Origin of the sequence: Moraxella sp. K127 (assembly GCF_015223095.1) — a bacterium.
Lineage (GTDB): Bacteria > Pseudomonadota > Gammaproteobacteria > Pseudomonadales > Moraxellaceae > Moraxella.
Window position 1 is genome coordinate 55,747 of sequence record NZ_JADFBZ010000004.1, and the last position, 20,281, is coordinate 76,027.

Below are 20,281 nucleotides of genomic sequence, written 5' to 3' on the forward strand. Positions count from 1 at the left end.
TCAGCTACCCAGTGCTACGTCATTGACGGGAACTGCCGTAAATGCCATAAAAAAGAGCCTATGTCTAGGCTCTTTTTTGTATTATAATCAAGGCAGATTGTCATCTTATCACATCAAAATCTGCCGTTTACCAGCATTATCCATCGGACTGACCAATCCTGCCTCTTCCATCATGTCCACGATACGAGCAGCACGGTTGTAGCCAATGCCCAGCTTACGCTGAATACTGGATATGGAGACTTTACGGCTTTCCATAACAAAAGTCACCGCTTGATGATAATATTCATCATCACCGCCCTTACCCAGTCCATCACCCGACCCTTCGCCTTCAAAGGTGTAGCTGTTTGACAGGTCAATATAGTCAGGACTGCCACGCTCACGCCACGCATCGCAGACACGGTTAACCTCATCATCATCAACATATGCCCCATGTACACGGCGTGGAGTGTTCTCGCCTGGCCCGATGAACATCATGTCGCCATTGCCCAGCATGTTCTCAGCCCCACCTTCTTCGATGATGGTACGACTGTCCACTTTTGAGTTCACTCGTAGGGCGACACGGGACGGGATATTCGCCTTAATCAGACCTGTGACGACATTCACCGTCGGACGCTGAGTGGCAAGCACCAGATGAATGCCAGCGGCGCGAGCCTTTTGGGCAAGGCGAACAATCGGCTCTTCGGCAGTTTTGCCCAGTTGCATAATCATATCGGCAAATTCATCCGCCACGATGACGATGAGTGGCAAAGACTTGAGCTTGGGGGCGGTCTTGATGCTGACATTTTCGTCCGCTCGCCATAGCGGGTCAAATATCGGCTCGCCTGACATCTCAGCTTGTACCACTTTTTTGTTAAACTCCGAGATTTTACGCACACGCAGTAAGCTCATGAGCTGATAACGCCGTTCCATCTCGCTCACACACCACGTTAGGGCGGCGGTCGCTTCGGTCATGTCAGTAATCACAGGCGTGAGCAGGTGCGGTATGTCGCCATAGTTGGCAAGTTCTAGCTGTTTGGGGTCAATCATGACCAGTTTTAGCTCATCAGGGGTGTATTTAAAGAGTATGGAGAGCAAGATAGAGTTTACAAAAACTGACTTGCCCGAGCCTGTCGTACCCGCCACGAGCATGTGTGGGGCTTTGGCAAGGTCGGCAATGACCACCTTACCGCCGATGTCTTTGCCGATGGCGACACCGATTTGCTTGTCAGGGTTTTTATAATCAGGCGTATCTAGCAGTTCGATGAGTCGCACCATCTCCCGCTTTTTGTTGGGCACTTCAATGCCGATATAAGGCTTGCCTGGTATGACTTCGACCACACGCAGGCTCGCCATAGAAAGCGACCGTGCCAAATCCTGTGCCGCCCCCGTCACTCGGCTTGCCTTAATGCCTGCCGCCAGTTCCACTTCAAAGCGAGTTACCACGGGTCCGACCATGGCACTGACCACACTTGCTTTGATGTTAAACTCTCTTAATTTAATCTCCAAAAGCTCAGATAACTGTTGTAGCTCTCGCTCGGTATAGCTGGGCTGCTTATTTGCATCGGGTTTGTCTAGAATGGACAGCTCAGGGATGGGCGATAGGCTCATGCGATGGGTGAGCGTGTCCATCGCTCGTGAGCGTGGCGGAGTTAACGTGTCCACGTCTTTGTCCGTGCTTATGTCCGTGTCCTTAGTGCCTTTAAAATGTGCCTGTTTTGGGGTCTGTGCCACAGGCAAGGGTCTTTTGGGGGTAAAGTTATCAGGGTGTAGCGGGGGAGTTGTGTCGTCTGTTGTATGCCTTGATGTTACATGCTCTGTCTTGTCATTCAAGCCGTCTTCGCTTTTGGCATTTGCTTTATCATCCTTGTTGTTTTCGTTATCATCAAGGGACTTGTCATTGGTGCCCCCCAAGCCCAGTAGGCTCTCGGACAAATCCGCCCAATCATCAGCGAACACGTCATCACGGCTGATGTGTTTGGTTTGATTGGTTTGGCTATTTTGATAAACAAAATCAATCTCATCTTCATCGTCAAGTGCCACATCAAAATCTGTCACATCGCCGTGATGGGTCTTGTTGGTGTTACCACTTTCAGTTGGTTTGACTGATGGTGGTTGTGATGGAAGTGTATCAAACGTGCTGGTGTTGTCAGTCGTGTTGATGATGGTGAGTTTACTTTTGGGTGGGGTCTTAGTAATATCATCAGAATCATGATTTAAGATGTCAATGAGTTCATCGTCATTCATGGATTCTAACGGCTTTGTATGATTTTTGTAAAAATCATCCGATGGCTGACTGCTTGGCTGATTAACATCTAGCGTAAGATTGTCCACTTTTAGCACCACTTCATCAGCATGAATCTCCACACGACTTGCTTGCGGTTCTTGGTCTTGTTTGTCCTGTTGGATGTTTGCCAATATCTCATCACGCAATCCTGATGTCTGTAAAAACTCTGATAAGTTATCATTGGGTAGGTGAGTGGACGTGTGTGCAGGCGTGTCATTTTCTATGACTTCAAAGAGTGCATCATTGTCCCCAGATGGCTCGGTGGGCTTGGTGTGAGTGGGGGACTTATTGTTGTCCAGCCAATTCATGAAATAACCAAATAGCAACGCAGGACGCACTTCAAAGACCAACGTCATTACGATGGCGGTGATGATAAGTAAAAATAGGACGCTGACGATGTTGCCAAATTGAAACACCAAGCCTTGATACAACTCAAAACCGACCACACCCCCCGTCGTCAGCCCAGCGTTATGCTCACCTACCACCCCGTAGCTTGCCAGCAATCCACTGATACAAACAAGCAAAAAGCCATACGCAAGCACCCGAAGTTGCCACATGACCTGCGACTGTCGCCACCACAAAAGTGCCAGTTCGTAGACCATGACCGGCACCAGCCACCATGCTCCATGACCAAAAAACACATGTAAAATATCCGCGACCCAAGCCCCAAGACAACCACCGACGTTGGTGATTTGCTCTCGTGTGCCGACATGCGACCATGCGGGGTCTAGGGTGTTGTACGATAACAAAGACAAAAACAAAAACCCAAGTACCATCGTGCCAAACACGCTAAAAAACAGACGTTTGATGATGGGCATTTGGCTGATGAACTCGGCGATTTTTTGATTTTGTAGTATTTTTTTCATGATTGGGTTTAGAGCTAGGATGGCTTGGATTTTAAGCCGTCTATTATATCGGATAATGGCAGGGTTTATCAAAATTTTTTATGATGGTTTGTGATGGATAAAAATAGAGCGTGTGATTTTGGTGGTGTGATAAGTGTTTTGTTATGATAATGCATTTATGATTTGTATTTTAAATAACAATCTGTAAAATTAATGCATTAGTTAGGGCGTGCCTGCCTTTGGTGTTTGTAATGGAAAATGAGAAAAATCTCCTGTTTTTCATGCAAAAAACATCATTTTATTTCCATAATATGTCTAAATTTTAAGTTGTGTTATAAAGGTTCAACATGCCCTATTAGATAGTAGAAAAATTCCCCCACCCACTCATTTTCCCCTTGTAATTTCCCCCATTTTGTTACAAAATAGGGGGTTAAATTTTAAATTAGAGAATAACGATGAATGTATTGATTATGGCGGCAGGTACAGGCGGACACGTTTTTCCTGCGTTGGCGGTGGCGGACGAGCTGACAACTCGTGGGGCGGTGGTGCATTGGCTTGGCACGCCAAATGGCATGGAAAACGAGCTTGTCGCCAAACACGGCTACACCATGCACCATATTGATATGCAGGGGCTTCGGGGTAAGGGATTGGCTCGGGCGATTAAGCTCCCTTTTATGCTATTTAAAGCGGTCATGGCAAGCAAAAACATCATCAAAAACAACAACATAGATGTGGTTATCGGCTTTGGCGGGTATGTTACTGTACCGGGGGGATTGGCGAGCAAATTATCAGGCAAACCGCTCATCATTCACGAGCAAAACGCCATTGCAGGCATGAGTAACAAGACCCTAGCTCCCCATTCGGCAAAAGTGCTACAAGCCTTTGACGGGGCATTTAGTGGCATGGGCGACAGGCTCATCACGGTGGGCAACCCTGTACGCAATGCGATTATCAATACCACACCGCCAAGCGAGCGTTATGACGTGGCGGACACATCGCCTTTAAAGGTGCTGGTGGTGGGCGGTTCGCTTGGGGCGAAAGCCATTAACGAAGCGGTGGTGGAACTCTTAAAACTGTCGGACAAGCCCCTAACCGTACGACACCAATGCGGTAAGGACAACCACAACGCCATGTTGGTTGCTTATTCGCAAGCAGGGATTGACACGAGCCGTCATGTGTTTGAAGTCATGCCGTTTATTGATGACATGGCACAGGCGTACAGTTGGGCGGACGTGATTATTTGTCGGGCAGGGGCTTTGACGGTAACGGAGATTGCCAGTGTGGGTGTTGCTCCGATTTTTATTCCGCTACCGCACGCTGTGGACGATCACCAAACCGCCAATGCCAAGAGCCTAACCGAGCATGGGGCAGGGATTTTGTTGCCCCAAAACGAGCTGTCGGGCGAAAAACTTGCCGAGATTCTAGGCAATCTTGACCGCCAAAAATGCCTAGATATGGCAAATAACGCCCGAGCCTTTGCTAAAACAGATACGACCATACAAGTGGCGGATATTGTGGAGCGTGTGGTTAAGGCATGAGTGATACCCCATTAACTCCTTATCAGGTTGTTAGTACGCCTGTATTTGACCGTTGGTTAAGCAAATTACGCAACAGACGTGTAAAAATGCAAATTGCTGAACGTCTTTTTCGTATTGAAAATGAAGGATTTTTTGGCGACATTAATTCAGTCGGTGGTGGTGTTCATGAATTAAGATTTCATGACGGGGCAGGTTATCGTGTGTATTATGTTATTCGTGGCAACGTGGTAGTTATTTTGCTGTGTGGTGGCGATAAAGATAGCCAGCAAGATGATATTAAAAAAGCCAAATTGTTATCATCGGAGATTGACAATGAAAGTGAGTGAATTAAAAAAATTTGACCCAGTTGATTATATGCAAAGCCATGAAGATATTGAATTATTTCTTGAAATGGCAATGACAAATGGCGGTGGCGTAGAGCATATCAAACAAGCCTTTTTGGTGGCTGAAAAAGCCCGTACCAAATTGGATAAAGAAAATAATGAGATAAGTTTGAACGATTTAATCGCCAGTGCCATTGCCAAAGTAATGACCAATCAAAAAAGTGTTCAGTTTGGTTAATTGGACATTAAAATGTTTTACCATAAAATCAACGACACATTAAGCCTAACCTTGGTGCATTCATCATTTGCCAATCAAATGAATGATATTGTCAATGCTCAAAAAGATTATTTGGGTAAATGGCTCCCGTGGGCGAATAATTTTAGCGAAAATAGCTATCGTGAATTTGTCAAATTTGCCTTACACCAATATGCCGATGATAAAGCCATTCATACTCATATTATTTATGATGATAAAATCATCGGGGCGGTGAGTTTAAATAACATTTATCATCATCTAAAAAAGGCGGAAATTGGCTATTGGCTACACCAAGAGTATCAAGGGCGTGGTATTATGACCCTTGCCGTGCGTGCGATTATGGACATTGCCAAACATACCTATGGCATGGACGTGGTGGACATTAAGGCAGGCGAGCATAATACCCCAAGCCGACAAGTTGCCGAGCGATTAGGATTTGAGTTTTGTGGTATCATTGCCAATAATGAAAACGTCAATGGTGAGATTATTAACCATGCGGTTTATATGTATCGGTTTTGATTGGTATCTACGTTATTTGTATAAATGGATTAAAAAATGACTGCTAATTTTCAATTAAATAAAAAATACAAAAGAAGTGATGTTTTGGATTTGATTGGCGTGCCAAAAGATGAAAATGGTCATCGGGGCGGGGTTTATACAACTGGATATTTTAAGTTTGAAAATGCCTATTATCTATTTGTAAATATTGGCATAGAAGGCAGAACGGGTCATGACTATGATAATAAGTTTTTATCTGATGATGAAATATACTGGTTTGCAAAAAGCAATGCCAAAATGGGACAATCTCAAATACAAGAATTGTTAAACCCAAAAACATCAATCAATCTATTTTATCGTGAAGCCAACAGAGATGATTTTACTTATTTTGGTAAAGTTAAAGCAATATCTTATCAGGACATGAAACCAGTTCAAATTACTTGGCGTATTGTTGATGATATTTAAAAAAATCATTTATTCAACCCATTTAACACCTAAAAAGAGAAAAAGTTATGCCAAATTCAACCAACGTCAAAACCCTGCCCAAACAACTCATTGAAATCCCAGAAATGAGACGGATTAACACCGTGCATTTTGTTGGTATCGGTGGGGCAGGTATGTGCGGTATTGCCGAAGTGCTTGCCAACCAAGGCTATACGGTTACAGGCTCGGACATTAAAGAAAGCGTGGTTACCAAGCGTTTAGAGAGCCTAGGCATTACGGTGTTTATCGGGCATGATTCATCCAATATCAAAAATGCTGACGTGCTGGTGGTGTCGTCCGCCATTGATAAAACCAACCCCGAGATTCAAACCGCTCTGCAAGCCCGACTGCCCGTGGTTCGCCGTGCCGATATGTTGGGCGAACTTATGCGATACCGCCATAGCATTGCGGTGGCAGGGGCTCACGGCAAAACCACGACCACAAGTCTGCTTACCATGATGCTGACCGAAGCGGGGCTTGACCCGACTTATGTGATTGGCGGTAAATTGAATGCGTCTGGCAAAAATGCGTCTTTGGGCAGTAGCCGATACCTTGTGGCGGAAGCGGACGAGTCTGATGCGTCATTTTTGAGTTTGCGTCCTATGGCGAGCATTGTTACCAACATTGACGAAGACCACATGGATACTTATGGCGGTAGTTTTGACAAGCTAAAACAAGCCTACATTCAGTTTTTGCATAATATGCCGTTTTATGGATTGGCGGTGGTGTGTGGCGATGACGATGAGCTATACGGCATGATTGATGACATTGCTCGCCCTGTGCTGACCTTTGGCTTTAAAGAGCATAATGACGTGCAAGCGGTGGACGTGGTGGTGGACGGTACTCGCACGCATTTTACCGTGCTACGCAAAGACCGTGAACCGCTTCGCTTGACCTTAAATATCCCCGGTGAGCATAATGTGCTAAATGCCTTGGGGGCGATTACGCTAGCCACCGATGAAGGCGTGGACGATGAGGCGATTGTGCGTGCGGTGGGTAAATTTGCAGGCGTGGGCAGACGCTTTGAACAGCAAGCGGACGTAAGCCATGACGGGGGAAATATCCTGCTCGTTGATGACTACGGTCATCACCCTGCCGAAGTGCAAGCGACCATTAAGGCGGCACGCCAAAGCTACCCTGACCGCCGTTTGGTGATGATGTTTCAGCCACACCGTTACAGCCGTACACGGGACTGCTTTAGTGAGTTTGTCAATGTGTTATCGCAGGTGGATAAGCTGATTTTACTTGATGTGTACAGTGCTGGCGAAGAGCCGATTAAGGGGGCGAGTAGCAACGATTTGGCTCGTTCACTGCGTGAGCGTGGGCAGGTTGAGCCGATTGTGCTAAGTGTCAATGACAAAGAACAAATCGCCCAAGTGCTAAAAGTTACCCTACACGCCAATGACCTACTTATCACGCAAGGGGCGGGTAATGTGGGGCAGATTTGTTTGGAACTGAGAGATAATAATTTATATTTATAGGGGGTGAATATGCAAACACAGCCTATTCAAAATATCAATCAAGTTATTGGTTATATACAATCATTACCAATCAATCGCCAACAAAAAATGATTGATTGGATAAATGTATTTCAATCAGAAATTGAAAAAGACGAAATGAATGCCAATCAAAACTTTTTTGAATTGTGGCAAAATTGGCATGACAAAAGTGAGATGTTTTTGGATGATGATAATTCTTGGGCAGATACCAAGGATAGAAATGATATTGGGCGAGAAGTGAGTTTTGAATGAAACAGTTAATTTTGCCTGATAATAATATTTTTTCAGAATTAACCAAAAAACAACCTGAAATTAACGTTGTGCAAACATTTGAGCGATGTGCCAAAGATAGAAATAAACAGTTGATTTTAGCAATTACGGTTTGGCATGAATTGTTATATGGCTTGCATAATATTAAAGCCGAAGAAATTAAAAAGAAAGAGCGAATTTCTGCCTTTCTTTTTAATAATGTTTTATCTTTACCGATGTACCACTACACCCAAGAATGTGCCGACATTCATGCCAAAATCCGTGCCGAATGCCGAGCAAAAGGCAAAACTTTGTCTTTTGCCGACAGTCAAATTGCGTCCATTGCCTTGGCTAATAACGCCATTTTGGTAACTCGCAATGTGGACGATTTTAAATATATTGACGGTTTGATGATTGAAAATTGGTTTGATAATTAACCAACAATTAACTTTGTGCAATTTGAGTAAGGTGCGTATTACGCACCCTTAATGGCATATTTTTAAATAATGGTGCGTTGTACGCATCTTACAGTTTGATTTAATTTTGGAAAAACTTATGAACGATGTAACAAAATTTGGTAAAGTTGCCGTGGTTTGCGGTGGTTTTAGTGCCGAGCGTGAAGTGTCTTTAAATAGTGGCAGGGCGGTGCTAAATGCCCTGCTGTCAAAAGGCGTGGACGCTCATCATTTTGACCCACAAGAGACCGACATTTCAAAATTGCGTGAGTATGACCGTGTGTTCAATGTGCTACATGGTACTTTTGGCGAAGACGGCAGTTTGCAAGGCGTGCTTGATGGCTTCAATATCCCTTATACAGGCTGTGGCGTGCTTGCATCCGCCATTGCCATGGATAAATTTCGTTGTCGTTTGGTGTGGCAGTCGCTAGGCTTGCCAAACGTGCCTTATGTGGTTTTGCATGATGATAGTGATTTTGAAGCGGTGGAGCGTGAATTTGGCCTGCCGTTATTTGTCAAGCCTGCTTCTGAAGGCTCTAGCGTGGGCGTGATGATGATAGAAGAAGAGGGTGGTTTGGCAAAGGCGTACCCAAAGCTTAAACAGTATCATGGCGAGATTTTGGCAGAAAAGGCGATTACAGGGGGCGAGTACGCTTGTTCACTACTGGGTGATGAGGTGTTGCCGAGCATTCGCATTATCCCCAAGGGCAAGTTTTATGACTATGAAGCCAAATACCTGCGTGATGACACGGTATATCAATGCCCGTCTGACTTGACGCCTGAGCAAGAGCGTGAAATGGGCGAGCTTGCCAAACGTGCCTTTTCTGCCATGGGTGGTCGTGGCTGGTCTCGGGTGGATTTCTTAAAATCCGATGACGGCAAGCTATATGTCCTAGAAATCAACACCGTGCCAGGTATGACTGACCACAGTCTTGTGCCAATGGCAGCCAAGCAGGCAGGGATTGAATTTGCGGATTTGTGTGTGAAGATTTTGGCACAAACCTTGCAATGATAATCTTGTTAGGCAATACAAACAACGAGATAAATAGTGACTTCATATAAAAACAGCTACCTAGCGATGAATTTTACTTTCAAAGCACATTAAAATAAGGTAAAATACACAAATTTTAGCCTTATTTGATTAAAATTTGTCAAATACAAAAATACATGACTGGCAGATTTTGATGATAAATAAGCTTTTTAGTGAGTGTGACCGTGGCAGAGATGGCAGTAGACCGCATCAATCATGAGCGTGCAGAGCATGATGACAAACATTTGTCAAAATCATGGCAATCTGCCTTAGTGACACTTGTCCTGCTGTTTGCCATCGGTTTTTTTACCGTGCAAACCATCGGCAAAAGCCCTGCCAAGCCCATTTATGTGGAGTCATCAAACCTAAATGCCTTTGAGCGTGAGTCGCTGACTGGGGCGGTTTTGCCTTTGGGTGATTTCCCTTTTTTTGGTGGCAATTTACACCAAATCCATGATGAGTTGATGGCGTTATCATGGGTGGAGTACGCCACGGTCAAGCGAGATTGGTATCGTGGCATTGTGGTAGAAGTTGTGCCACGCAAGCCCATCGCTAATTTTGGCAGTCAGGATTTGTTGGATGCTAATGGTGTGGTGTTTAAGCCTGCCAACAAAAGCGAGCTGATGAATGCCGACTTGGTGACTTTGTATGGGTCGGTCGCTGATGTCAATACCATCATGCACAAAATGCGTTATGTCAATGAACGGTTTACCCCCCTTGGTCTAACGGTGAATGATTTGATTTTGACACCCCGTAACACTTGGGTTATTCGTTTTCATAATGGGCTTCGGGTGGTCGTGGATAATGAAAATACCGAGCAAAAATTGTATCATTTGTCAGTGGTGTTAAAAGAGCGATTTGTCGACCGCATTGACGAGATGCAGTCGGTGGATTTGCGTTATAAAAATGGGTTTTCCATTGCGTGGCGAAATAAAAAGTAAAGGCTGATTTGGGGTATATTTAACTTTGTGTTTTTAAGATTTGATTTATTTTGATTTTTTGATAGATTTTTAAGGCAAGTGTTTTGGCAATCTATTTTACTTGTTTTTTAGGGCGGGAAATTTCCCCAATTTGATATATGATACCCGATTCTGACATTCATGCGGTGATTCATCTTAGTTCCACGGCGGTTTATACCATTGTGGGCTATTTTGACGTGCATCACAAAAAAACTCAGGTCATGGGCTTGGGCATTGCCAAAACGGACGCTTTTTTTGGTGGTCAAATCGTCAATCGGGAGCATTTGCTCAGTGCCATCCATAAATCTGTGCGTGAAGCCATTGACATGGCAGGCGTGCAAGTTTCTTATGTGGGTCTGTCCTTTGCCAGTCCTTCCATGAAAGGCGAAAATGGCATTCATGACAAAATCATCACAGGACAACAGCCCACAGGTGGGGGTAAACTTGGGCGTAAGATAACGCATGATGATGTCCGAGATATTTTAAATGAAGCCAAGGCAAGATTGGGTCAAAAAGAGCATAAAGAAGTTCAGCTGTGCCAGCAACGTTTTTGGCTCAATGATGACCAAGATGCCAAAGAAGTGGTGGGCATGCTCGCCAGCAAATTGACAGCAAGCTATCATCTCATCAGCGTGCCTAGCATGTTCTACGCCCAAATCAAGGATTTGCTGACATCTAACAGCTTGGAAGTCCACCCCATGTTTTTTGATGGGGTAACCAGCAGTGAGTATGCCCTAAGTGCTGATGAAAAACAGCGTGGCGTGTGCTTTATTGACATCGGTGCGGCACTGACCAAGGTGTGTTTGTATCAAGAAGGCGTATTGTTATATAGTCGCTGTCTGCCTGTGGGTGGGCAACTGGTGGACATGGACATCGCCAGCACGCTTGGGCTGACCTTGCTTGAAGCCGAATCTTTAAAGAAACATCACGGCTCAGCGAACGCCACCAAGCAAAGCAAAAGCGATTTTATCACACTTAAAAAACGCCATCATGACAGTGAGCTGACCGTGCATTTGTACAAACTTGCCAGTGTTATTGAAGCACGCTATCTGGCACTGCTACATGAGATTTTTGATGAGCTGACCGACAGGGGGCTAGACCAGTTCATGGACATGGGCGTGGTGTTGGCTGGCGGTGGGGCGGACATGAGAGATTTGCCCAGCTTGATAGAAAGGCAGTTTGGCGTGAGCGTACGTCAAATGGACATTAACACCAAAGTGTCAGTACACACACAGATGATGAGTGATGAAAATATTGGTTTATTAAAAACACACCTGTCCGACCCTAAGTTGCACAGCATTTTGGGGGCACTCATGTATTATCAAAGTGAGCAGTATGCTCGTGATGAGCGTGGGCAATTTGGTGAGATGGACGGGCTTGGATTGTTTGGGCGTATCGGAAAAAGATGTCAATCATGGCTTGATAAGTTAAAAGAATTGTTATAAAACTTCCAACCGTTGTCCATTAAAGGCTTATTTCAAGCCAATCACTCACCCTACTATTTAATATGGGGTGAATTGGTGTTATAATGTCAAAATATTTTCTATGTCACTATGATAAAAGAATTCGGAGAAACAAATGTCTAAATATGGTCTTGACACAGATGATGGTCAAGTAAATTACGGTAAAGCTCGTTTTATCGTGTTTGGTGTGGGCGGTGGTGGCGGTAATGCCGTGGAACATATGGTGCAAGAAGGTATTAATGGCGTGACGTTTGTTGCTGCCAATACTGACCGTACTGCCCTTGATAATTTGACCGTGCCACATAAGATTCAGCTTGGTTCAGAAGGTCTGGGTGCAGGTGGCAACCCCGAAGAAGGTCGCCGTTACGCCGAAGAAGACGAAGATGAAATCCGCTCAATGTTAGATGGCTACAACATGGTGTTTATTACCGCAGGCATGGGCGGTGGCACAGGTACAGGTGCTGCTCCTGTGGTGGCTCGCATTGCCAAAGAGATGGGTATTTTGACCGTTGCTGTGGTGACCACGCCCTTTGACTTTGAAGGCAAAAAACGCATGAAGTCTGCCAAAGATGGCGTTAGTCAGCTGACAGAGTTGGTTGATGCCATCATCACCATTCCCAACCAAAAGCTGTTAAAGATTTATAAGCAAATCTCTTTTACAGATGCCCTTAAAAAAGCCGATGATGTGCTTCTGCACGCGGTAAGTGGCTTGGTACAAATCGTGGATACGGCGGATAATGTGGTGATTAACACCGATTTTAGAGACGTGCGTACTGCGATGACTGCCAAAGGCTATGCGATGATGGGTATCGGTCGTGCCAGTGGTGATGACCGTGCCAGACAAGCTGCCGAGAAAGCCATTCGCTCGCCACTGCTTGATGACATTCGCCTTGAAAATGCCAAGGGGTTGTTGGTGAACATTACCGCCGCTGAGCTGATGATGAGTGAACCTGAAGAGATTGCCGAAGCATTGTCATCGATTGCTGACCTAGAAGAAGGTAATATCTTCTATGGCTATGTCCAAGATGAGAGCATGGGCGATGAGATTCATGTCACGGTCATTGCTACGGGTTTGACCTTGGATGACCGTCCAAAAGTGACCATACAACAAGCCCCGATTCAGAACCTACAAACTGCTCCGGCAGGTCATGTCAGTGCCTTAGAGAGTCAGCAACAAGCACAGCAGGCTCAGCCACAGCAAGCCCCCCAGTCGGTTCAAGCACAGGCTCAGCCACAGACCGCCCCGCAGGTCAAAACACGCATTGATGTGAATAGCTACCTAAAATCACAACAACACAATAAGTAGCATGTTCTTTGTGTAAACCCTGCCATTGGTGGGGTTTTGTTTTATTTGATGGTAAAATAAACAGCAAAATAAAATGGATAATCTATGATAAAAGTGGACTTACACAGCCACAGTACCTGCTCCGATGGGACATTCTCCCCTGCTCATGTGGTCAAGTTGGCTCATGAGACGGGTATCGAAGTTTTTGCCTTGACCGACCACGACACCACCGCTGGCATTGATGAAGCACGGCAGACGGCGGATGAGCTGGGCATGCGTTTGATTGATGGGGTGGAGATTAGTTGCCATCATCAGATGAATGGTGGCTATGGCAAAAATAAATCCACAACCAAGACCATTCATGTGGTCGCCCTTAATTTTAAGGATAAAGAGCGATTAAATCAAAAACTTAACCATTTACAAAACTCTCGGGAAACTCGTGGTCATGCCATTGTGGTAAAGATGGCAGGGATATTGACAGACATGGCGGATTTTGCTCACATTGATGAGCAGGTATTATGGCAAGCGGTATTGGATAAGGCAAAAGGCAATGCCAAAGCGGTGGGGCGAGCTCATATTGGACAAGTATTATTTGAGCTGGGTGTGGTGCGGACGGTGCAAGATGCTTTTGATAAATATTTAGCAGATGATAAGCCAGCTTATGTTGCCATTGATAGCTTAACCATGGGTCAGACCATAGAGCTAATCCATGAATGTGGTGGGATTTCGGTGCTGGCTCACCCCGCTCGCTATGATTTGTCCGCCACTCGTGTGCGTAAGCTCATCGCTGATTTTGCTATGCTGGGCGGTCAGGCGATTGAGTTGCCTAGCCCTAGCGAGCCTATATCCACCCGAGCGATGATAGATAGATGTGTGGCAGAGCATGGACTCATGGTGTCGGTAGGGTCGGATTTTCATGGGGCAAACATGCCATGGCGAAAACTTGGACAAGTCGCCACGCCTAAGGCGGAGCAGGTGGGAGTGTGGGAGCGGTTTTAATGATTTTTAGTCAAATTCTCACATAAGGCAAACAGCACGCTGGTGGCAAAACTGCCAGTGGGTAACTCAAAGTCTAGCGTTAGACTGCCATCATGCCATCGCCAGTTTAACTCATGAACCCTTAGGCGTAGGGGACGTTGGGCAAGTTTGACCCCGACTTTTAACAGTCCGTTTTTGATGAGTTCATATTCATCTTGTGCCAATACTGCCTGATAAATGCGTAGGCTCTCATCGGTATTTTTTGGCTCGCCCACCCCAAACAGTGGGGCGGTGGGGTGAATGTCCTGCTCTGATACTCGTCTAATGATCTCATCGTCAATGTCGGCACAAAAAATAGAACCCGTCCCGTCTAGGTTAAACACATCGCCTGCCACCGCCTTATCCCAACTGCCAAGCCGTACTCGCTCACTAAGTAAGGCATTAAACAGCATGCTTCTGGCGGATGACACATATAGGCTGTGCTTGTCCATGTCTTTTTTAAAGGGTTTATAAGGCTTGGCAGATGAGAGTATTTTTTCAAAAAAGGCTTTGGCTTGGTTGATGTTATCGCCATCATGCCCAAAGCGTTGCTCACCAAAATAGTTAGGCACGCCTGCCTGTTTGATGTGAGTAAGCTGTGCATTGATGGCGGATGTCTCGCCTGCCACTTGTCTTAGCGTGATGGTAAAGGCATTGGCTTTGTGCGTGCCACGGTGGAGTTTTTTGTCATGCCAGCGATGAGCGATGAGCGTTAGGTCTTCGCTCTCTTTTAAATGGTTTTTGATAAACTCATCAAACCTTCCCGCAGGCAGAGTACGCTTGGGCAATCTTAGGCTAAACCATTGATACGTCTGGGCGTGGCGGTCTTTTAGTCCCGAGTAGCCAACATCACGCATAAGAATGCCTGCCCAGTCCGCCAAGAGTTTGGCGACAAAGGCGGTATTCATGCCGACTTTGCAGACATGCACCCACAAATGCTCGCCTTGCCCACTAAAATCAACAGCCATCAGCTCCTTGACAATGAAATCAGCAGGATAAGTCTTAAAATCAGCCGAGATGATGGTAGGGGCAAAAGGACGATGTGGGGCGTGATGAGTCATGACGATGTTCTTGAACAATGATAAATTAAAAACGCCCAAGTAAAAACTCGGGCGTTTGTATTGTAGCATGTTTGGCGAGTATTGCCAATCATTTTGCCAATTGTTATCAGGGCAATCGCACTATATTTAATTTTTAGCAAATAAAATTATGTTTTTGAAGAAATTGGCAATTTTTAGACACAAATTATTTAAAAACTCACCAAACCAATTATATTTTGAATAATTTATTAAAAATATATTTAGATAAAATTAACTATAAATACTAAATTTGCTTGATTTTTAATCAATTTCATGTAAAATTTTGTAGTGCGATTGCCCTGCAGTTGTTATTCTACGATATGAACCGTGCGGTCGCCTTGGGGCTGTACAGGGCGGTTGTTGCCGTTGTAGAGCTTGGCAAGGGTATTTAGCTGTTCGCTGTCAGCAGTGATTGGCTTGGCTTTTAGTAGCCACTGCACTTGCTCTGAGCAAGGTGGGGTGGTTAGTGAGCCGTTGTAAGCATAGGTGGGGCTGTTGGTGGGCATGATGGTGGCGACATTAAAGGATGATAATGTGCCTGTGTATTTGCCATCTGTGGGTAGGTCGGTTAGGATTTTGCCAAGGTTGATGTTGGTTGCCCCCTTTTCTACCAATACACCAATCACTGCCAGACCGCCATTGGCATTTTGATGAACAAAGTGAATCTCTAATGGATAAAACGCATTCATCACGGTGTGTTCACTAGGCACGTGGTAGTGAAATTGTAGTAACTTATAGTCCACGCCATTCACATTTAGGGTGTTTTTGTCGTCTTTGGCATTAAAAGAGATGGTGTGACCGTTATTGACCACCTCAAAGTCGCTGGCGGTGTAGTTAGGCGCTAAGTTAAAGTTGCCGTCGCCATCAGGGCGTGGCTTAACCACGGTGTCGATGTTGATGGGTGATTGTTCTTAACCTGTTTTACATAGGCGGTTTACTTCGATGTCGCCCCAGTTCTCTGGTGGTACGCTACTGCCAGCATAGCCCCAATGTGCGTGGTCGTGATGATGGTGGTCGTGCCCGTGATGGTGGTCATGATGAGCGTGCCCATGAGTGTGGTGGTACAAGCAGACAGAGCTAAGGCAAGTACGCTGATGGCAAGAGTAGGCTTTAACATGGTGTGTCCTATGAGATGAATTAAGGGAATAAACAGTCGTGCATTAAAATGCTAAATGGCATTATAGCCCAAATTTTGCCTGTATGTTACCCGTTTAACCCATAAAAAAGACATCTCGTAACTTTATAGCAATAAATAGCGGTAAAAATGTTACTATATATCAATTATTTATAAGAAGTGATGAATTTACTATTGATACATGTCCTTGCCCATTTCAAGCACCAGCATTTGATAAACCACTGCCAGCCCTTTATCAAGAAGTTCTACATTATTGGTAGGATTGCCCAGAGCGATAATGGGCGTAAACATATAAACTTCGCCATTTTGCAAATTGCCGTGGCGTTTTTGGGCGGACAAAAACAAATCCAGCCTTAGCCACTCTTGGCGAAAGTCATCATCGGTTAGAGTCTCGTCAAGAAAATCATCAAAATCCCAGTCTAACACTTCGCATTTGCGATATTGGATATCTAGCAAGCACACATCTTCATCACCAACATCGCTTAAACGGCGATAATAAAACATGTCGCCAAAGGCATTGATTGCAAATGGGGTATAGTTTTCTTGTTCGCTGTCTAGCCATCGCCATAAGTTTTCTTCGTAGTCTTGGGGGTTGATAAATTCAATCAGTCCATCACCGTATTTGCCAAAACCTGTCGTTTGCCAAATGTCAATCAGTCTAGACGGTACTTTATGGCGATAGCTTGCGATGATGTGTGGGGGTACTGCTTGCACATCGGTTGCAGGATAATAACTTTCAAAAGGCGGTTTTTGCTCGCCATGATTGTTCTTTTGTATCATAACCGCCTGTGGAGCAGGTGGTGTTTCTTGCATGGCATGATTGATGTCAAGTGGCAACATGGGTTTTTTATCCTTGTGTTTTAAAATAAAAGATTTGATAATTAACAAGGTATCTAGTATTGATTTAAAAATCAGTAAAAATAAAGCAATGACCGATAATGATAATACGCGGAAAATGGCATAAAGCAGTTTAAACATATTTGTCAATGAGATAGAATGCAGTCCAAATTTTATCATAATTAAGGCTAAGTCTGTAAGATTGCCATAAAACGACAAAACCGCCCAAGTTGAGCGGTTTTGTTTGTATGGATGTTAGCTGTCTTGTCTGTCATTTTGACGCAGACGCTCTTCCCAAAATGTGGCGTTTTTGATACCAAATTTGGCAGGATCAAAGGTGATACGCTGACCCGATTTACGCTGTGCTTCATAGTCGGCAAGCATTCGCATGGTAACCCGAGACCCCATAAAGAACATAATCAAGATACCGATGATGTTCAGCCACGCAGTCATACCCACGCCCACATCGCCCCATGCCCAGATAGCCCCAGCACTGTTCAACGCACCGTAGCCCACCATGATAAGAATGATGACTTTGGCAATCATCAGCCCTGTTTTTTGAGCTTGCTTACCGATGAATCTTGACAGATATACCACATTAATCTCGGCGATGTGGTAGTACGCCAAAATCGTGGTAAAGGCAAAAAAGAAAATGGCAACAGCAATAAAGTAGTTACCAAACGCCCCAAAAGTCGTCTCGAGTGCCATCTGAGTAAAGGCAGGTGTGCCAATCTCAACGCCAGCATCGATATTTTGGACGATGAACTGCCCTGTTTCAAGCGTGCCTTGGACGTTGTACGTTCCCATGGTCAAAATCATAAAGGCAGTTGCCGTACACACAATAAGCGTATCCACATAAACAGAGAACGCCTGTACAAGACCTTGCTGAGATGGGTGGTCTACTTCGGCAGCCCCTGAGTGGTGTGGACCTGTACCTTGACCAGCTTCGTTGGAATAAACGCCACGCTTGACACCCCAGCCAATCGCCGCTCCAAAACCTGCCATTGGGTTGAAGATATCGCCCATGATAAGCCCAAAGACCGCAGGAATTTTGTCAAGGTTCATGACCATGATAAGCAGGGCAAGCACAATGTAGCCGACCGCCATAAATGGCACGACAATCTCAGCAAAGCTTGCAATACGCTTGATACCGCCTAGGATAATCACGCCCACCGCAACCACAACAACCGCCATGACGGCAATGCGTAGCGTACCGACTTCTAGCCCCAAGAAATTGACCAAATTGCCTTCGCCTGTGATGCGAGTTACTGCACTAGCGACACCATTAGCCTGCACCCCTGGCAAAAACACGCCACACGAGATAATCATCGCCACCGCAAAGAGTATGGCGTACCATTTTTGTCCCAAGCCTTTTTCAAAATAATAGGCAGGGCCACCACGGTATTGCCCTGTGATGGGGTCTCGCTCTTTGTAGATTTGTGATAACGTACTCTCAGCGTAAGCGGTGGACGCTCCCAAAAATGCCACCACCCACATCCAAAATACCGCCGATGGGCCACCAAAGCCGATGGCAGCCGCCACCCCTGCAATGTTACCCACGCCCACACGGTTGGCAAGTGCCACCACAAATGCCTGAAAGGACGAAATCCCGTCATCGCTTTTGGTTTTGCTAAATACAAGGCGTATCATCTCGCCAAACAGTCGTAACTGTACAAAACGGGTCATAATGGAATAAAATAGCCCTGCCCCAAGACACAGATAAATCAAGGCAGGACTCCAAATAATCCCGTTTAGCCAATTAACAATCTCATTCATAGTCATCGCTCCCTATGCGTTTGCAATCATGACAAATAAAAAGTAAAATCAACTCCAAGCTTAACCGATTGATTTGGCAAAACAAACCGCAAGCAATTTGTCCATATCTAGATTTCCTGCAAAACCCCAAATTAAAGAAAACCGTTCGTGGTGAGCTTGTCGAACCATAACGGTTTTCCGCTACCCTTCGACAGGCTCAGGGCGAACGGAAAACTAGTTTTGCAGGAAGTTTTCTAAAAATCCAAAGCCATCAATAAACATTTTAAGTCAAGCTAGGATGCGTTGAATAAAAATTTAAGTGTTCACAATTTGCCATACTTTTTTAAAAAAATCTACAATTTTTTAATGTTTTTTACAATTTTTTGGTTTTATTAAGTTTTTTGTTGTTATTTTTAAGATAGATTTAATATAAAATGATGGCAAAAAACCTTGTAAATTCCAATTATTTATCTTGTAAATCCCAATTATTTAAAGACAAGCTACATTTTTTTACTTGCATTTGACGGACAAATCTTTATTATAAGCATAACTTTTTATTTTATATTCAAAAGGCAATTTATGAAAAAACTCATCACATCAGCCCTGCTTGCCAGCACCCTAACTCTATCAGGTTGTGGTTATAACAACTTGCAAGCCCTAGACGAAGACACCAACGCCAAATGGTCGGAAGTGGTGAACCAGTACCAACGCCGTGCCGACCTTGTGCCAAACCTTGTGGCGGTGGTGGAGCGTTATGCCGAACACGAAAAAGAAGTGTTGACCGAAGTCGCCCAAGCTCGCTCTCGTGTCGGTAGCGTTCAGCTCACCCCTGAGACCCTAAACGACCCCAACGCCATGAAGCAATATCAAGAAGCTCAGGCGGGCATGACATCTGCCTTATCACGGCTGATGATGGTAACCGAAAATTACCCACAGCTCAAAGCGGACGGTATGTTCCAAGACTTACAAGCCCAGCTAGAAGGCACCGAAAACCGCATTACGGTCGCTCGTAACAACTATATCCAAAGCGTGCAGGGCTATAACACAACGGTTCGCCAGTTCCCAACCAACCTAACCGCCAAAGTGTTTGGAATGCAAACCAAAGCCAATTTTAGCGTGGAAAATGAGCAAGCCATTAGCACCGCCCCAACGGTCAATTTTGGCAATAATAGCAATAATGCCAATACAGGTTCGGCAACAGCAGGGGCAAATACAGGCTCGGCAACCGCCACGGCTCAATAACCTTGCATGTTTTGTAGGGGTAAATTGCAATTTACCCTTATTCCCTTTATAAAAATATTCGGTGGTGGCT

The 20,281-nt window shown here is 45.0% G+C and carries 20 protein-coding genes; 14 read left to right on the forward strand and 6 right to left on the reverse strand.

Annotated features, from left to right (window positions below; genetic code table 11):
- Positions 1-108: 108 nt before the first annotated feature.
- Complete coding sequence (locus tag IM753_RS01640) at positions 109-3,129, reverse strand: DNA translocase FtsK (protein ID WP_227713047.1); 3,021 nt, start codon at positions 3,127-3,129, stop codon at positions 109-111.
- Between the two features lie 434 nt (positions 3,130-3,563).
- Between IM753_RS01640 and murG the strand changes: the two genes are divergently transcribed.
- From murG to IM753_RS01705, 13 genes are all read left to right on the forward strand, one after another.
- Entirely contained in the window at positions 3,564-4,646 is a 1,083-nt protein-coding gene (gene murG, locus IM753_RS01645) for an undecaprenyldiphospho-muramoylpentapeptide beta-N-acetylglucosaminyltransferase (protein ID WP_194108520.1), read from the forward strand.
- Positions 4,643-4,972, forward strand: a complete 330-nt coding sequence (locus IM753_RS01650; protein WP_065255652.1) for a type II toxin-antitoxin system RelE/ParE family toxin — start codon at positions 4,643-4,645, stop codon at positions 4,970-4,972. Before murG ends, IM753_RS01650 begins: the two co-directional genes overlap by 4 nt.
- Positions 4,959-5,207 carry a hypothetical protein gene (locus IM753_RS01655; protein WP_227713048.1) on the forward strand — a complete coding sequence of 83 codons (249 nt, stop codon included), beginning with the start codon at positions 4,959-4,961 and terminating at the stop codon, positions 5,205-5,207. Before IM753_RS01650 ends, IM753_RS01655 begins: the two co-directional genes overlap by 14 nt.
- Positions 5,208-5,219: 12 nt before the next feature.
- Complete coding sequence (locus IM753_RS01660) at positions 5,220-5,744, forward strand: GNAT family N-acetyltransferase (RefSeq protein ID WP_065255650.1); 525 nt, start codon at positions 5,220-5,222, stop codon at positions 5,742-5,744.
- 36 nt (positions 5,745-5,780) lie between these two features.
- On the forward strand, positions 5,781-6,188 hold the full coding sequence (locus IM753_RS01665; protein WP_065255649.1) for a DUF3427 domain-containing protein: 408 nt from the start codon (positions 5,781-5,783) through the stop codon (positions 6,186-6,188).
- A gap of 47 nt (positions 6,189-6,235) precedes the next feature.
- Positions 6,236-7,687, forward strand: a complete 1,452-nt coding sequence (murC, locus tag IM753_RS01670; protein WP_065255648.1) for a UDP-N-acetylmuramate--L-alanine ligase — start codon at positions 6,236-6,238, stop codon at positions 7,685-7,687.
- A gap of 3 nt (positions 7,688-7,690) precedes the next feature.
- Entirely contained in the window at positions 7,691-7,957 is a 267-nt protein-coding gene (locus IM753_RS01675) for a hypothetical protein (protein ID WP_194108523.1), read from the forward strand.
- Positions 7,954-8,391 (forward strand): type II toxin-antitoxin system VapC family toxin, encoded by a 438-nt coding sequence (locus tag IM753_RS01680; RefSeq protein ID WP_065255646.1) that lies wholly within the window; start codon positions 7,954-7,956, stop codon positions 8,389-8,391. The genes IM753_RS01675 and IM753_RS01680 overlap by 4 nt, the downstream gene beginning before the upstream one ends.
- A gap of 118 nt (positions 8,392-8,509) precedes the next feature.
- The gene (locus IM753_RS01685; protein ID WP_194108525.1) at positions 8,510-9,421 is read left to right on the forward strand and encodes a D-alanine--D-alanine ligase; all 912 of its coding nucleotides are present in this window, start codon (positions 8,510-8,512) and stop codon (positions 9,419-9,421) included.
- 191 nt (positions 9,422-9,612) lie between these two features.
- A complete protein-coding gene (locus tag IM753_RS01690; RefSeq protein WP_083108126.1) occupies positions 9,613-10,380 on the forward strand; it encodes a cell division protein FtsQ/DivIB in 768 nt (255 codons plus the stop codon).
- Between the two features lie 137 nt (positions 10,381-10,517).
- The gene (gene ftsA / locus IM753_RS01695) at positions 10,518-11,843 is read left to right on the forward strand and encodes a cell division protein FtsA (protein ID WP_065255644.1); all 1,326 of its coding nucleotides are present in this window, start codon (positions 10,518-10,520) and stop codon (positions 11,841-11,843) included.
- Between the two features lie 133 nt (positions 11,844-11,976).
- Positions 11,977-13,167, forward strand: a complete 1,191-nt coding sequence (ftsZ, locus tag IM753_RS01700) for a cell division protein FtsZ (RefSeq protein WP_065255643.1) — start codon at positions 11,977-11,979, stop codon at positions 13,165-13,167.
- An 84-nt stretch (positions 13,168-13,251) separates the two neighbouring features.
- Positions 13,252-14,145 carry a PHP domain-containing protein gene (locus tag IM753_RS01705; protein ID WP_065256803.1) on the forward strand — a complete coding sequence of 298 codons (894 nt, stop codon included), beginning with the start codon at positions 13,252-13,254 and terminating at the stop codon, positions 14,143-14,145.
- Here the strand turns inward: IM753_RS01705 and truD are convergent.
- The 5 genes from truD to IM753_RS01730 all read right to left on the reverse strand — a co-directional run bounded on the left by truD (position 14,142) and on the right by IM753_RS01730 (position 18,990).
- Positions 14,142-15,224, reverse strand: a complete 1,083-nt coding sequence (truD, locus tag IM753_RS01710; protein ID WP_065256809.1) for a tRNA pseudouridine(13) synthase TruD — start codon at positions 15,222-15,224, stop codon at positions 14,142-14,144. The two genes, IM753_RS01705 and truD, sit on opposite strands and share 4 nt — an antisense overlap.
- A 326-nt stretch (positions 15,225-15,550) precedes the next feature.
- Complete coding sequence (locus IM753_RS01715) at positions 15,551-16,141, reverse strand: carbonic anhydrase (RefSeq protein WP_370582808.1); 591 nt, start codon at positions 16,139-16,141, stop codon at positions 15,551-15,553.
- Between the two features lie 35 nt (positions 16,142-16,176).
- Positions 16,177-16,359 carry a hypothetical protein gene (locus tag IM753_RS01720; protein WP_065256805.1) on the reverse strand — a complete coding sequence of 61 codons (183 nt, stop codon included), beginning with the start codon at positions 16,357-16,359 and terminating at the stop codon, positions 16,177-16,179.
- 189 nt (positions 16,360-16,548) lie between these two features.
- Positions 16,549-17,217, reverse strand: coding sequence for a GAD-like domain-containing protein (locus IM753_RS01725; RefSeq protein WP_172823655.1), 669 nt, complete (start codon positions 17,215-17,217; stop codon positions 16,549-16,551).
- Positions 17,218-17,469: 252 nt separating this feature from the next.
- Positions 17,470-18,990, reverse strand: a complete 1,521-nt coding sequence (locus tag IM753_RS01730) for a sodium:alanine symporter family protein (protein WP_065256807.1) — start codon at positions 18,988-18,990, stop codon at positions 17,470-17,472.
- A 558-nt stretch (positions 18,991-19,548) separates the two neighbouring features.
- On the opposite strand from IM753_RS01730, the gene IM753_RS01735 reads away from it, so the two are divergent.
- Positions 19,549-20,211: a LemA family protein gene (locus tag IM753_RS01735; protein WP_065256808.1), complete on the forward strand. Its 663-nt coding sequence runs from the start codon at positions 19,549-19,551 to the stop codon at positions 20,209-20,211.
- Positions 20,212-20,281: the final 70 nt, after the last annotated feature.